Source organism: Rossellomorea sp. GQ25 (assembly GCF_059758515.1).
The window spans coordinates 17,976-33,004 of record NZ_JCAXEQ010000011.1; the positions used below are offsets into that span (position 1 = coordinate 17,976).

At 40.8% G+C, this 15,029-nt stretch carries 13 protein-coding genes; all 13 read right to left on the reverse strand.

Going from position 1 to position 15,029, the window contains the following annotated elements; translation table 11 throughout:
* Positions 1 to 2: 2 nt before the first annotated feature.
* Positions 3 to 833: a nickel import ATP-binding protein NikD gene (gene nikD, locus AC6CIB_RS21730; protein WP_498284236.1), complete on the reverse strand. Its 831-nt coding sequence runs from the start codon at positions 831 to 833 to the stop codon at positions 3 to 5.
* A gap of 20 nt (positions 834 to 853) precedes the next feature.
* The gene (gene nikC, locus AC6CIB_RS21735; protein WP_498284238.1) at positions 854 to 1,684 is read right to left on the reverse strand and encodes a nickel ABC transporter permease subunit NikC; all 831 of its coding nucleotides are present in this window, start codon (positions 1,682 to 1,684) and stop codon (positions 854 to 856) included.
* Positions 1,681 to 2,625, reverse strand: coding sequence for a nickel ABC transporter permease subunit NikB (gene nikB / locus AC6CIB_RS21740; protein WP_498284240.1), 945 nt, complete (start codon positions 2,623 to 2,625; stop codon positions 1,681 to 1,683). Before nikB ends, nikC begins: the two co-directional genes overlap by 4 nt.
* An 18-nt stretch (positions 2,626 to 2,643) precedes the next feature.
* A complete protein-coding gene (gene nikA / locus AC6CIB_RS21745; protein WP_498284242.1) occupies positions 2,644 to 4,275 on the reverse strand; it encodes a nickel ABC transporter substrate-binding protein in 1,632 nt (543 codons plus the stop codon).
* 1,237 nt (positions 4,276 to 5,512) lie between these two features.
* A complete protein-coding gene (locus AC6CIB_RS21750) occupies positions 5,513 to 7,450 on the reverse strand; it encodes a glycoside hydrolase family 127 protein (RefSeq protein WP_498284244.1) in 1,938 nt (645 codons plus the stop codon).
* Complete coding sequence (locus AC6CIB_RS21755) at positions 7,450 to 8,277, reverse strand: HAD-IIA family hydrolase (RefSeq protein WP_498284246.1); 828 nt, start codon at positions 8,275 to 8,277, stop codon at positions 7,450 to 7,452. The genes AC6CIB_RS21750 and AC6CIB_RS21755 overlap by 1 nt, the downstream gene beginning before the upstream one ends.
* A complete protein-coding gene (locus tag AC6CIB_RS21760; RefSeq protein ID WP_498284248.1) occupies positions 8,274 to 9,329 on the reverse strand; it encodes an aldose epimerase family protein in 1,056 nt (351 codons plus the stop codon). The genes AC6CIB_RS21755 and AC6CIB_RS21760 overlap by 4 nt, the downstream gene beginning before the upstream one ends.
* Positions 9,326 to 9,586, reverse strand: a complete 261-nt coding sequence (locus tag AC6CIB_RS21765; protein ID WP_498284250.1) for a DUF6171 family protein — start codon at positions 9,584 to 9,586, stop codon at positions 9,326 to 9,328. The genes AC6CIB_RS21760 and AC6CIB_RS21765 overlap by 4 nt, the downstream gene beginning before the upstream one ends.
* A gap of 1 nt (position 9,587) precedes the next feature.
* Positions 9,588 to 10,757, reverse strand: a complete 1,170-nt coding sequence (locus AC6CIB_RS21770) for a sn-glycerol-1-phosphate dehydrogenase (RefSeq protein ID WP_498284252.1) — start codon at positions 10,755 to 10,757, stop codon at positions 9,588 to 9,590.
* A gap of 65 nt (positions 10,758 to 10,822) precedes the next feature.
* Complete coding sequence (locus AC6CIB_RS21775; protein WP_498284254.1) at positions 10,823 to 12,307, reverse strand: alpha-N-arabinofuranosidase; 1,485 nt, start codon at positions 12,305 to 12,307, stop codon at positions 10,823 to 10,825.
* Positions 12,308 to 12,524: 217 nt separating this feature from the next.
* Entirely contained in the window at positions 12,525 to 13,163 is a 639-nt protein-coding gene (locus AC6CIB_RS21780; RefSeq protein ID WP_498284256.1) for a YesL family protein, read from the reverse strand.
* Positions 13,164 to 13,258: 95 nt separating this feature from the next.
* Positions 13,259 to 14,098 (reverse strand): carbohydrate ABC transporter permease, encoded by an 840-nt coding sequence (locus AC6CIB_RS21785; protein ID WP_498284258.1) that lies wholly within the window; start codon positions 14,096 to 14,098, stop codon positions 13,259 to 13,261.
* A complete protein-coding gene (locus AC6CIB_RS21790) occupies positions 14,099 to 14,980 on the reverse strand; it encodes a carbohydrate ABC transporter permease (protein WP_498284314.1) in 882 nt (293 codons plus the stop codon).
* Positions 14,981 to 15,029 lie beyond the last annotated feature (49 nt).

Consider the following 15,029-nt stretch of genomic DNA (forward strand, 5'->3'; position numbering starts at 1 on the left):
AATCAAAACATATAGGTATAGGGTTGTTTTTGTTTATATAAGGTCGGCCTTGTCTTTAGCAACTTCTTGGTATACTCGTGTTGTGGATGATCAAATAAGTCAAACACATTTGCCGTTTCTACAATTCTTCCATGTTGCATCACGATGACATCATCTGCCATTTCTGAAATGACTCCAAGATCATGAGAAATGAGTAAAATAGATGTTCCATATTCAGAACGGATTTTATCTAATAGACGAAGGACTAATAATTGGTTATGGACATCGAGTGCTGTAGTTGGTTCATCAGCAATAATAACGGAGGGATGTAAGCATGCAGCCATGGCAATCATTACTCTTTGAAGCATACCTCCACTCAATTGAAAAGGATAGCTTTTTAATAATTTATCAGGATCCGGCAAATTTACACTTTTCATCACATCAATCGCAAGCTCCTTTGCTTGCTTTTTCTTTAATGAAGTATGAGAACGAATGGTTTCAACAAATTGATGACCAATCGTAAAAACTGGAGTAAAAGCATTCATCGGATTTTGCATAATAAAAGCAATATCCTTCCCTCGAATTTTCCGCATTTCTTTGTTTTCTAGACCATTCAATTCCCTTCCTTGTAGTGTAATGCTCCCTCTTATATCCGTATTCTTCTTATCATGCAGCTGTAGGATAGACATACTTGTAACGGTTTTCCCACTACCACTCTCCCCAACAAGACCTAGAACCTTCCCTTTTTTCATTGAAAAATTAATGTCCTGAACAAGTGTGGAAAAACCCTCGTCGGTTGTTACTTGCACATGTAAGTTTTTTACATTTAAAATGTCTCGCTCATTTGCTTCCATTATTCAACAGTCCTTTTTCATTAGCGCCGTTTAACCCTAAAACGTTCTGATAGTGATTCACCTAATAAATTAAAGGTAACAACGACTAGCATAATCATTAAGCCTGGATAAATCATTAATGCTGGATGTGTTCTGATATATGACTTCCCTTCGTGAATCATCGCCCCCCACTCTGGTAAAGGGGGTTGCACACCTAAGCCTAAAAAGGACATGGATGATAAGTTCATTATCGCCCAACCCATTTCTAATGTCCCCATTACCGCTAGAGATGGAAGAACATTAGGAATAATATGCTTCTTCATGATGGTCCATGTAGTAGATCCACTAATTTGAGCTGCAGTAATATAGTTCTGTTCTTTCAGACTTAGAACCATTCCTCGAATTACCCTTGCGTAATAAACCCATTGTACGAGAATTAATCCTATAATGACTTGTTTAAGACCCGCTCCCCAAATACCAACAAAACCAAGAACAAACAAAAGACTTGGGATCGCCATAAGACCATCACCGAATCTCATTAGCATTTGATCAACCCAGCCACCTTTATACCCAGCAAAGATACCGATAATCAAACCAATACTTAAAGCTGAAATAAAAATTAGCATAGCAGACCCTAGTGAAATACGTGCCCCATATAAGATACGTGAAAACGTACATCGACCTAAATGATCTGTTCCTAATGGATAATCCAATGAAGGTTGCTGTAGTTTATGAGCTAAATTAACAGCGATAGGGTCATTAGGTGCAAGCCAGGGAGCAAAGATTGTAATCAAAAATAGCACGCACAGTATTAGAGAACAAATAACAACCACTTTTTGACTTTTTAAAATAACAGGAAACTTCGCTATCATGGGTACAGACTTCCCTTTCTGGTAATACGTGGGTCAATATACATTTGGATAATATCGACAATTAAGTTACTTATCAGGAATAATCCCGCTGCTAATAGCACATAGCCTTGAATAACAGGAACATCACGGTTAAAAATAGCCTCAATAAAATACCGCCCAAACCCTGGCCACGAAAAGACTGCCTCTACAATTATAGCTCCAGTCATTAAGTTTCCTAAATTCATTCCAAGCCCAGTAATCATAGGAGAAATGGCAATTCTTAATACATGCTTTCCCATTATGATTTTTTCATGAACCCCTCTCGTTCGCGCAAAAAGCACATAAGACTCTTGTAAATTTTCAAGAACACTTGCGCGTAACAGTCGGGTATATAAAGCTATTAAAGGGAAAGCCAACGTGACTGAAGGTAAAATTAAATGTTTCCAGGTTCCCGTACCTTCTACTGGGAAAAGGTCTAGTTTTACAGAAAAGAAAAAAATGAATAAATATCCAAGCCAAAATGATGGGATGGATGCCCCTATAAAAGAGAGGAATCGACTAAAATGGTCAATTCCACTGTTCTTTTTTATTCCTGCTATAAACCCCAAAGGGACACTTACTAAGATTGCTATCAAAAGACTGCCGATAGTTAACTGAATAGTTGCTGGCATTCGAGAGGAAATCTCTTCCCATACAGGTTTATTCGTAACATAAGATATGCCAAAATCAAGCTGGCATATCTTAATAAGGGCGTTCACATATTGAATTAGGAGGGGTTGATCTAAGCCGAACTCATGTCTTTTTTGTTCCAGCACCTCATCTGTTACTTGAATATGTGCTGCAGCAAAGTATGCCTCAGCTGGATCCACTGGTGATAGGTTAATCATTCCAAATGTTAGTAAAGTAGCCAAAAGAAAGATTGGAACGATGGTGGTTATTCGTTTCAAGACATAAATACCCATAAAAACCCCTCCTGTCGCTTACTCGTTTACACTAATTCCTGTAAATGGATGTTCATCTCGGTTAGCAGGGAATGTAAAATTTGAAACATTCTTTTGATAAACTGCTATTTTCTTAATATACGAAATAGGTACAATGGCACCCTGCTCTTGTAGTGAGCCTAAAATTGCCGTGTATAGTTCTTGACGATCCGTTTCGTCTGTTGTTTGTTTAACCTGAGCGATTTGGTTCAGTAACTCCTCTTTATTGGAATAAGCTGAAATAGCTTCTCTAAATCCAAAACCTTCTGTAGCAACTATGTTTACGAAAGTATGTGGGTCATATGGAGCGCCATAGTTACTGAAGAAGTTCATATCAAACTCACTCGCTTTGAATCTTTCAACTTGAGTGGTAAGCTCAACTCCAACAATATTTAATTTTACACCTAATCCTGCCCACTCAGATTGTAATGTTTCAGCCATTGTTTTTTGAATGGATTCAGCAGAGTTATACATTAACTCGATTTCCAGCTTTTCCCCATCTTTTTCCCGAATATTTTTACCTTTTGGCAACTTCCATCCTGCTTCATCTAGTAATTGATTCGCTTTTTCAACATTATAATCTATCTTGGTTGCATCAACATTTGAAGTGTAAGGGAAGTTTGTTGGTAAGATATAGTCAGCCTTCTCTTCCAAACCAGATGTCACGCCATCAACCATTGCTTGTTTATTAAATCCATAATGTAATGCTTGACGAACACGCACATCTGAAAGCTGTTCTTTATTCGAATTCATAACTAGCTGTCTAGTAGCGACTGGTTCAGAAATACTAGTCCCATAGGAACCTGTAGATTCTAATTGCTTAAAAGAATCTATACCGATAACTCCCTCACCATAAACAACGTCTAAGTCCCCTTTTTCGAAAGCAAGTACGCGTGTTTCAGCATCTGGAATGACTTTAACTTTAATTTTCTCTATACTTGGGAGTTCTCCCCAATAATCTTCGTTACGTTTAAAAACAGCAAATTCATCTGTTTTATATTCATCTAATACCCATGGGCCTGTCCCAACTGGCTTTTCTACTCCTTTTGAAGTATCACCATCTTGAGGGAAACCAGCCTCTCCTAAGAATCGAACTGGGCGAACGACAGCTAACTCCTGAATGGTAGGGTAATATGATTCTGTTAATGTTAATTTAAATGTATACTCATCGATGACCTCTGTTTGTTCGATCTTCGAAATAAATCCTAACCAACTGTGTAAATCCATATTTTCTAATATAGCATCAAAGTTCTTTTTCACAATCTCTGCATTGAAATTTGTGCCATCAGTAAATTTCACATCTTTACGTAAGTTGAACAAATATTCTTTCCCATCTTCGGAAATCTCCCATGACTCTGCTAAATGTGGTTTTAGCTTTCCTCCATCTTGATAGCTGACTAAAGGTTCATATACCATGGATTGAGCAAATAATTGAGATGGATTATAGATATGCGGATTCAATTCACCTATATCTCTAGGCCAAGCAAAAGTAATCATATTGTCACTTTCATTGGTAGCTTCAGATTTTTCATTTTCTGCTGATTCACTTGAACAACCAAGTAAAGCCATAGATAAAATAAGAACCAGTACAGACATAAGTAAAATTCGTTTTTTATTTTTGGGGCTTACCATAAAAAGTTATCCTCCTAGTTGATAATGAAAACTATTATCAATAGTAGGCTTTGAACATCTGATTGTCAATACAATTTCAGATATTTCACAAAACACTTAAGCTATTAATAATGTATCTCAACGGCCAATAAACACTACTCTAAATAGTTAGTAGCTACCCCATTCATTTAAGTACTTTTCTTCTCAATTTCTTTTATATTTCAACATAAATATCCAATCATTCAGAAGACGAGCTGTTCTACATCTACCTTGAAGCAAAAGATGTAAGCCGGGAACAATTCGTGTACGAGAACATGAAATCAGTTAGTTTCCCTATTTTCCTAGCTAAAATTAAAGGACATTCCCAGAAAGATGTATCAAGATTCTCTAAATGATTTAAAGCCGGTGTAGTACTGAAAACAAATTATGTACCGTTTAGGTCATTCAGGATGATCAAATAACCAAAAATGGATATCTTCATGTTTCGCAAGAAATAAAAAAGAAGCTTCCCACAAGTTTGGTCAACTTATGAGAAGCCTCCGTTAATATCCTCAATGTTAGCAAACCACTCTCACTTTACCAACAAATCCTTATATATTAAGGGTTGAGGGGGCAGATTACATCATGCCGCCCATTCACTGTATTAACTGAATAATAATAGATAAGATGTAAAAACCCCTATTTAATCGGTTTTCCAACTTTACGATATTAGTATGAGATTAAATATGATATATCAGTATTAATAAAGAAAATCTAGTCAATATCCAGTCGGAAGTACCACCTCAAACCGGCCACAAAACGACCTATAGCTTAAAAGGCTATTGGTGTAGCTATGAGGCAAAACAATATTGTTATGTTAAATTCTTTTAAATCAGCCTTTTGCAGTAATGAATGCATTCTTTCCTGATGAAAATGGAGCATTGATAATAATGGCCTGTCCCACTTCTGCTCCAAAGGGGAAGCTAAAAGATATACCGAGTTTCCTCATTTAAAAAACATAGATTATATTGACCTACGAAAGAACCCACTGATTAAGTGGGTTCTCTTAGTATTAATCAACGTAGAAGTTGCAGAACTCCTTGTGGCATTTAGTTTGCTTTTGCAAGCATTGCTTGAGAAGCTTGAGATAAAATAGAAGATTCCCGTAGGGGGGCGCTGCATTGATCAATCTGATAAGCTGACTACAACTTTCAACTTCGGTGACCTATCTGATTGAAGATTTACTCAAAAAAATCATTTTATTGGATGCTCTATATATCTATGGCTTTTCATTGATCCATACAACCAACTCGCCTGGTTCTCTGTTACACCAAGCATAATATGGGATAGCTTTTAGTTGGATCGGCTTTACTTCCCGATCACTTGTGCCGTACAAGCCATCCTTCCACTCACTATCGTCCACCCTTTCGGCTTCCCCCAACAGCGTAACAACACCACCCAGCAGATCCCCTTTATACTCAGCTTTAAGATCAGCATTTTTAGGGAGGTAGATTGAGTGTAGCTTCTCACCATGATCAACTTGTTCCAGGCAATAAACAAGCGGTCCTCTTTGTAGTGCCACTTTTCCAAAGCTATGCCTTACTGAAGGATGGGCACGAACCCTTTGAATCGTCATGTCCAAGTTCAATTCGACTTTATCCCCTTGTTTCCACGTGCGTGAGAGAAAGGCATATCCATTTTTCATCATAGGTTGGAAATCCATAATCTCACCATTTACTTTCACTTCAACCGTTGTGACCCACCCTGGAATTCGAAGAGCCAGCGTAAACGTCGTATCAACTTCAGATGAGAGCTCAATAGCGATTTTTCCATCCCAAGGATAGTTGGTCTTCTGTGTAATTCCCACTTGGTGACCGCTGACTTCCATGGTTTTTTCATTGCCCATATATAAATGAACAAAAATTTCTTCTTTACTTTTTGTGTAAATATAATGGTGAATGGATGCAATTAGACGTGCCAGATTCGGTGGACAGCAGGCGCACCCATACCATTTCTGCCTGACAGGCTTGACATGTTTCTTTTCCTTACGACTTTCCACTTCCTTTGGTGCCACTTCAAGGGGGTTGACGTAAAAGAATTTCTGCCCCTCTAAATCCATCCCGCTGATAGCCCCATTGTACAGTGCCCGTTCCATCACGTCCGCATATTTATGGTGAACCTCCAGTTCAAGCATTCGCTTAGCCCAAAAAATCAACCCGATGGAGGCACACGTTTCCGTATAAGATAAGTCATTAGGAAGATCGTAATCAAAAGAAAAAGCCTCTCCATATTCCATGGAGCCTATCCCAGCGGTCAAGTACATCTGCTTGTTGGTTACATTATTCCAAAGTTTTTCACAAGTCTCTTTTAGTGAAGGGTCATTGGTGTGAGCAGCTAGATCAGCCATCGCTGAATACATATACACCGCGCGAACCGCATGACCTGTGGCTGTTTCCTGCTCCCGAACAGGCAGATGGGATTGACTATACCTATGTCCTCCTGTAAACCAATAAGGGTTTTCTTCCTTTCTTGCTTGTTTTTCCAGATCAAAATAATGCGGCTGCTTGCCTCGTTCATCAATAAAGAACTTGCTTAATTTCATATATTTTTCGTTGTTGGTGACTTCATACAGCTTCACCAGTGCGAGTTCAATCTCTTGATGTCCTGGATATCCGTTTATTTTATGGTCTTCTGGCCCGAACATATCGTCGATATAATCGGCATACCTGATCATAATATTTAGAAATTCAACTTTTCCAGTCGCTCTATAATAAGCAACGGCTGCCTCGATCAAATGACCTGCACAATACAATTCGTGATTGTCACGTAAATTCGTCCAGCGCTTATCAGGTTCTTTGACGGTATAATATGTATTTAAATAACCATCTGCCCCTTGCGCTTTCTCCAGGAGGTCAATGACTTCATCCGCTGTGTTTTCCCATTTAACATCAGATTCATTTTCCAGCAGAAAAGCAACAGCCTCCAGAAATTTGGCGACATCACTGTCTTGAAAAACCATGCCATAAAATTCTCCGTCTGACTCCCCTGCAGCGATACGAAAATTTTCAATCGCATGACTAGGCTCTGTATCAGTCAATCGATCATTTAATGCTTCCCATTGATAAGGAATCATTTGGTTTTTAACGATGCCCATTCTTTCTTTCCAGAAGCTATCGGTGATTTTCATATGACTCTTCGCTACTTTTCCCTGGTACATCACAAGTCTCCTTTAATAGATTTCAAAGATATGCAATCCTTCTTTAATGTACCTACTAAATCTTTAATGGAATGGAGAACATAATCCGGAGTCCTATCCGCATCGGAAATCATCTCTATGGTGGTATTTCCAGACAGTACGAGGGCTGTTTTGATGCCATACTTCCCCATCGCGATGTCTGAACCCAGACTATCGCCAATGATCATAGTTTTTTCTACAGTACCTTGAAGACGATCCATGGCACATTCAAACATATGAACAGATGGTTTACCCACTACGACCTCAGGCGTTTTTCCAGTAGTTGCTTCAATCGCTCCCAGCATTCCAGCCACATCTATCGATACACCACGGGAACTAGGGTAGGCCCGATCATTATTCGTAGCAATCACTCTTGCACCATTAGTGGCTGCTTGAAACGCCTGATCCAAGTCGTGATAGGTGACCCCTGTATGAAGAGAAACCACAAGCCAATCAGCATCCTCTGGGTGTGCAGCTAATGGAATACCGCTTTCTTGCAGTTCTTCGATCAGTCCTGATTCCCCTAACACCCAAACCGCTTCACCCGTATGATGTTTTCGTAAATATTCGGCTGCGACATGGGAAGTCAGTATGATATCTTCTGGATCAAGGTTCAGGCCTTTGTCTTGTAAAATAGATGCCACCTGCCTGCACGAATGTGTCCCCCGATTGCTCAGAGCTACCACTCGTTTCCCTGCCTTTTGAAGTTCCTGGATGGATTCTGCTGCTCCTTCAATCAGCTCCAGCTCTCTCCATACGGTTCCATCTAAATCAAGCAGGAATCCTGATGTTTCATCAAACATACTCATTGAGCTGCTCCTATCCCGAACTTGAACACCGTTCGTGAGTGATAAGGCTCCTCAGGGGAGAGAACAATCTCGGGAAATCCTACTTCATGTAAGGATGCAGGAGAACTTTGCGTTTCGATACAGACACCTGAGTACTTCCTCGTTTTCCCTTCAGCCAAGGGTTTACCTTCTGGAAGATTGTTAGAAGTATAAATGACAACTCCCGGCTGGTCTGTTTCTACTTCCAGCGTACGCCTGGACGTCTCCTCCTCCAGCCGAATGTCTGGTTTGCCTTCCCCATCGAGCAGGAAGAAATGATCGAGTCCGCCATTCGCAGCTCTTTGTTGTGTTGTTTCATATGAAAAGGTCGAACCCAATAATCTCTGCTTTTTAAAATTAAAAGGTGTCTCATTTAAGTTGATCCATTCTCCTGTCGGGATGAGCTCCTCATCCAGCTCTGCAAAGCGTGAACTGTTCAAACGTAAAGTATGATCATGAATAGTAGTATCGGCCTGTCCACTCAAATTAAAGTAGGAGTGATTGGTCAATGTCAGCACTGTTGTCTGATCGGTCTCTGCAAAATAGTCGATGATCAGGCGATTATCATAGGTCAGAGTGTAGGTTACCGCAACATTAATAGCCCCCGGATATCCTCCCTCTCCGTCAGAACTTTTGTGGGAAAGCGTGACACCGACTTCCCCATCGCTTTCAAATGGAGAAGCTTCCCAGAGTTGTCGATGAAAGCCCTTTTCTCCGCCGTGAAGGTGATGTTCCCCTTCATTCGCTTCAATCTGATACTCTTTTCCTTCTAATTGAAAAGAAGCTTGCTTAATACGGCCAGCAACACGGCCGATTAATGCCCCGAGATACCCTGGATTTTGCACGTACTCCTCGAAATTTTTATAGCTGAGCACGACATTTTTAGAATCCCCATTCCAATCAGGGACGGAAATATTGGTGATTATGCCGCCAAAGTTTAGAAAATGAACACTCATCCCCTGGTCATTTTCCAAATGAAATAATGTCCAAGTTTCTTGACCTGGTACTTGAATCTCTTTTGACTTCATCTTCATAAACCGTCTCCTTCTTCCCAACGGCTGCCCTCTGGATGAGGACAGTGTTTATAAGATAACTTTGCTCTGAATTGGACAAAACAGCCGCAATGCATGCAGGTGGTTTTTTCATGAAGCGAGGGGCATGAAGCACACTCGGTCAGCCTGTTTTCATAAACGCTATCTGAAACCAATTCAGTCTCAAGAGCGAGCTGATCTTCGATTTGTTCCATTAAATCCTCTTGATATATGTGGGGTGGACAAGCTTTACAACTCATATCAGCTCCTCCATGAAAGTGAAAGGTCTTCTGTTTTCGCCTGATTGATCAAGTACAAACCTGTACAACGGTCCCGGATCGTGAATGCTTTGTTAAGACTTTCATGAACGAGCTCGTTGTCTATTCCCAAATCGGAAGGTATTTGAGCGCCGCCTGTTAATTGTAGCCAGTCTAAAATCTTTTTATAGTCGGGCAGACGAGAGATTTCTTCTGCAATTCTAGTAGTGTTCGCTCCGAATACTCTCTCATCATTGGCATAAGATTGATAGAGTTTGATCAGGAGGGCGGTAGCGACCCCTACTTTCGCTCCATGCAGCACTTGCGGAGCGCCTTTTTTCAGTAAATCCATTTCCCAATAGTGTGATAAATGGTGTTCCCCTCCCGATGCTGGCCTTGAAAAATCGAGCAGCAGCATCACAAGTCCTGACTCAATCAGTGCCTGTGTTAAGATTCGAATGCCTTCATCATCAGCTTTGGCGATTTCATTCACGTGATCTACACAGTTGTAAAGAGAACGTCTGGTCAAATTTGCCGCCGTTTCATTATAAGGTTCATCATTTACCCAATAAGAAATCTTCCAGTCTAGCAAAGAGGTCATTTTAGCAATCATATCCCCAAAACCGGCGGCCGTCATTTCAAGGGGCGCCTCTTTAAGAATATCGATATCGGCAAACACAGCTATAGGGGAAGAAGTTTGGATCGTCTGCTTGAATCCCCGCAAAATCAAGGGTGCCCCTTTGGAAGTGAAGCCATCTACTGAGGCAGCTGTAGGGACAGAAATAAAGGGGGCATCTATTTTGCAGCTGCAGAATCGGGTGATGTCATGAATCGTTCCAGATCCCACCGCAAGAAGTACATCCGTCTGAGACGGCGTTTCAACAAGCACTTGGACGATGGATGGTTCATCAGCAAGCACCTGACCATTGGTATTGGAGGTTATCTTTACAGGGGTAACCTCAAAACCGCCTTGTTCCAAGATAGAAGATAATTCCCTTCCAGCTGCTATCCATGTATGTTGATCAGCAATGAGGGCGGCATGTTTGAAGCCATGGTGGTTGAGATATTCTGGTAAAGCTTCAATCGAGCCTTTCTCAATATTTATATAAGGAAGCATGTCAGGATCTTGCTCTAGTTCAAAAGCCAATTGCTTCATCTCTTGTAAGTCATACATTCTTTTTCCTCCTATCTATTGGTTCCGTTTATGAGAACCTCCCACTCATAGACTGAATCAATGGTTTAAGATTTTAGGGATAATAGAACGACAGACATTGCCGGCATGGTTGCCTTTAATTGATTCTCCGCTATAGAGAAACCTTGGAAGTCCTGTGGTTTCACTTTTTCCGGCTTTTCAAAGGTATTATGATCGCTCATATGGTCAGAGGTGAGAATTCTTCCAGATGCATTATGGTAGCTTTTTCCTCGGAGGTCTATCTCAATAGCCGCCTCTTCCTGTGTACCTAAGTTACACAAACTGATATTCACGGTTCCATCCTTAGCAATTGATGCCGAAGCCTGGATTTTAGGGATATTCACATCTCCATTGACAATCTGTTCTGTTTCTATTTCAATAGGAAGGGTTTCTGCATCCTGATGCACTTTGTACATGTCAAAAACATGATAAGTCGGGGTGAGAATCATTTTTTCCCCTTCTGTGAGAATCATTGATTGTAACACATTAACCGTCTGGGCTATATTTGCCATTTGAACTCGATCGGAGTGGTGATTGAAAATGTTTAACGAAACTCCTGCGACTAAAGCATCTCTGATCGTATTTTGCTGATATAGAAATCCAGGGTTGGTCCCAGGCACAACATCGAACCATGTTCCCCATTCGTCAACAATTAAGCCCACACGCTTTTCAGGATCATAATGATCCATAATCGTGGAATGCTTTGTAATTAATTCATCCATATAAAGTGCTCTTGACATCGTGATATCCCATTCATTTTGGTCAAAGTCTGTGGCGGAACCTTTCTTCTTCCAAAATTCTCCTGGATATGTATAATGATGGAGACTCAACCCGTCCATTAAATCGGAAGCTTCTCTCATCAGCACTTCTGTCCATTTATAATCATCAATGTTAGGTCCGCAGGCTATTTTGTAAATGGTATTGTCTCCATAGTTTCTGACGTAGGTTTGAAAACGACGGTATAGGTCGGCATAATATTGCGGTCTCATATGACCACCGCATCCCCAATTTTCATTCCCAATACCAAAATATGTTAACTTCCACGGATCCTCTCTGCCGTTTTCTTTTCTCCAGTCTGCCATTGGAGATTCTCCATCGAAAGTCATATACTCGACCCACTCAGACATTTCTTGCACTGTCCCGCTGCCGACATTCCCGGAGATATACGGCTCGGCTCCTAGAAGGTCACAGAGCATCATGAATTCGTGGGTGCCAAATTGGTTATTCTCGATAACCCCGCCCCAATGCGTATTGACCATTCGCTTTCGACCTTCCTTTTGCCCTACGCCGTCTTTCCAGTGATATTCATCAGCGAAGCAGCCGCCCGGCCAGCGAAGGACAGGAATATTAATGTTTCGAAGCGCTTCCAAAACATCTGTACGAATACCGTTCTGGTTGGCAATGGAGGAAGCTTCCCCCACCCAAATTCCTTCATATATACAACGGCCTAAATGCTCGGCAAAATGTCCATAAATATTGCGGTTGATTCTGCCTTTGGAGATGTCTGTATTTAGTACAATTCGATTTCCCATTCAATCCACCTCTTCGATTATTTTTCACTTTAAAACCATTAAATGCGCTTGAAGTTAAACGTTACAGCCAACTCAACTTAATCGTATATGATGACTTTATAAAGGCTCATATAAATAACTTGTACGTATATTTAGAGTAAGGAACTAATTCCTATTTGTCAATAATCATTCAGAAAGTTTTGAATAAAAAAGCTGTCTGTCTCCTAAACGGTAGAGATCAGACAGCTTTTTTATGAGCGGTAGGATTGGTTCTGATTTTCGCAAGCACTTGATAAGCAAGCCACATCCAGCCCAGAAAGAGCAAGGCGAAAGAAAAGAAGGGGATCAACGAAGGAAGCTTTAAGGAATAATATCCTACTGCGAACCAAACCACGGCCATTCCGAATGACAGATGGATTTTAGTCAGACCCAAGATGAACGCATTTTTCATATGCTGCTGGAGGGATGCTTTGTAATAAACCATCAGTGGGAAAACCCAAAGAACGACCAACCCGAACAAAAAGACAAGGGCTATAAAAGCAAAAGGGACGAGGAAAAATATCGAGCCCTCCACGGATTTAAGAAGGAGATAGTTGATATATAAAATCCCGCCGGTTATTGATAGCAGCATCCCCGTGAGGTTAGCGGTTTTCCATTCCTGCTTATACAGCTGCCAATATGTACGCCAAAGCGGCACAGCTGTGTTACCGCTAAACCATTTTTTTGCCAGACCGAGGCTTGCGTATATGGAGGGAAAAAGACCGAATAATACCACCCCCGCAAGCATGCCTATGAGAAACAGAGCATTTAACCCCGCTAGTCGTGTCATCCATCTTAAATATTCATTCAACTTAGAAACCAGGCCATTTGCATTCATTCTTACAGCCCCCCTTTTGTTTACAGTCAAACTTTATTATAATACAAACCTTCGATTAGAAAATAACCGGACTCTCATTCAGAGCCCGGTTATAGTTAACCTTTTACTCCCCCGACGGTCAGACCTGAAACAAAGTACCGCTGGAAGAAAATAAATAATAAGATAATCGGAATGATGGTCATAACAGAGCCAGCAATTAAGACGTCGTAATTGTTGCCGTAAGGAGTCAGTAAGGTAGCTAAACCAATCGGCAGTGTAAACATATCATTCGATCTGAGCACTAATAGCGGCCACAAGAAATTGTTCCAGCTTGCCAAACCTTGAAGTATGGCCATCGCCGCAAGAGAAGGGCCCATGAGAGGAAGCATAATTCTGAAGAAAATCCCATACTCTGTCGCCCCATCGATTCTCGCTGCATCCATTAATTCTTTAGGAAGTCCTAACGCATATTGCCTGAAGAAAAAGACAGCTACCGGTGCCACAATCATAGGAAGTACCACAGCAAAATAAGTGTTGATCAATTGCGTATCAATCATCAGCTGGTAAAGCGGGAGCATTAGAATCTCAAAGGGAACCATCAGAATGAACAGCACAAGGACAAAGAAAAAGTTTCCTCCCTTAAAGTTGTACATTGCTAATGCATACCCTACCATCGATGAGAAGAACAAGGAGAGAATGATTGTTATAGCTGAGATAATCAAACTGTTGCCGTACCATGCCCAATATTCACCAGATTGAGTGAAGATGTACGTATAATTATCAAAACCTAATAGTTCTGTATCAATGCTAAAGGTGATGCCGTTTCTCATTAAAACAGAGGAAGGCATAAAAGACGAAATCAATAAACTAATGATCGGGAATAAAGCAATCAAAGAAATAAGCGCAAACGCTCCATTTGCAAACCAAACAAAGCCTTTATTTTTCTCATTCTTCATTTACGCTCCCTCCTTCTTAAAGGTGCCAGTCATAATAAGGTAAATGAAGCTGACTACGAAAATAATTAACATTAGAACAACTCCAACTGCGGCACCGAATCCCATATCATTCTGCTGAATGCCCTGCTGGTAAATATAACCAACTACCGTCAGGCCGATATTGCCTGGTGACCCGGCTTCCCAAAATACAAAGCTTTCTTCAAACATCCTGAAACCGTTAATGATTGTAATCGTACTTACGAAAATAATGATCGGCTTTAATTGAGGCAACGTGATGTACCACAGCTTTTGGAACCGAGAAGCACCGTCAATATCAGCTGCTTCGTATAGCTCCTCAGGAACGTTTTGCAGGGCGGCTAAAAAGTAAAGCAAGTTAACTCCAATCCATCGCCAGGAAGCTAATAAAACCATTAATAGCATTCCAGACCAGGGTGTGAATCGCCAGTTGACAGGATCAAAGCCAAGGAAACTAATAAATTGGTTCGCTGCTGCTGTTTCCTGCTCACCGAACATCAAACGAAAAATCATACCACCGACAATTGTAGAGGTTAACGCTGGCACAAATAACGATGCTCGAAATAAAGTCTTAAGTTTTATAACTTTTGAATTTAAAAACACTGCCAGAAGCATCGGGATAAACGTCAAAATAATGACAGTCAAAATGACATAGACCGTCGTATTAGTCAAAGCTTTATAAAAGGTGCCATTCGGAACCCTAGTATAGTTCTGCATCCCGATGAACTCCACTTGACCCGGTAGAACACTTTGGAAACTCATTATGATTCCCTGAATGGCAGGGTAGAGAGTTAAAACCAGAAAAGAAAGGATGAACGGTGTAACAAAAAGATAAGGCACGACTTTTTTGGAGTTTAAGAAACTCATAACCTTGCTGGACTCTCTTTTGGTCTTCGAACGCACTCTTGCACCGGTA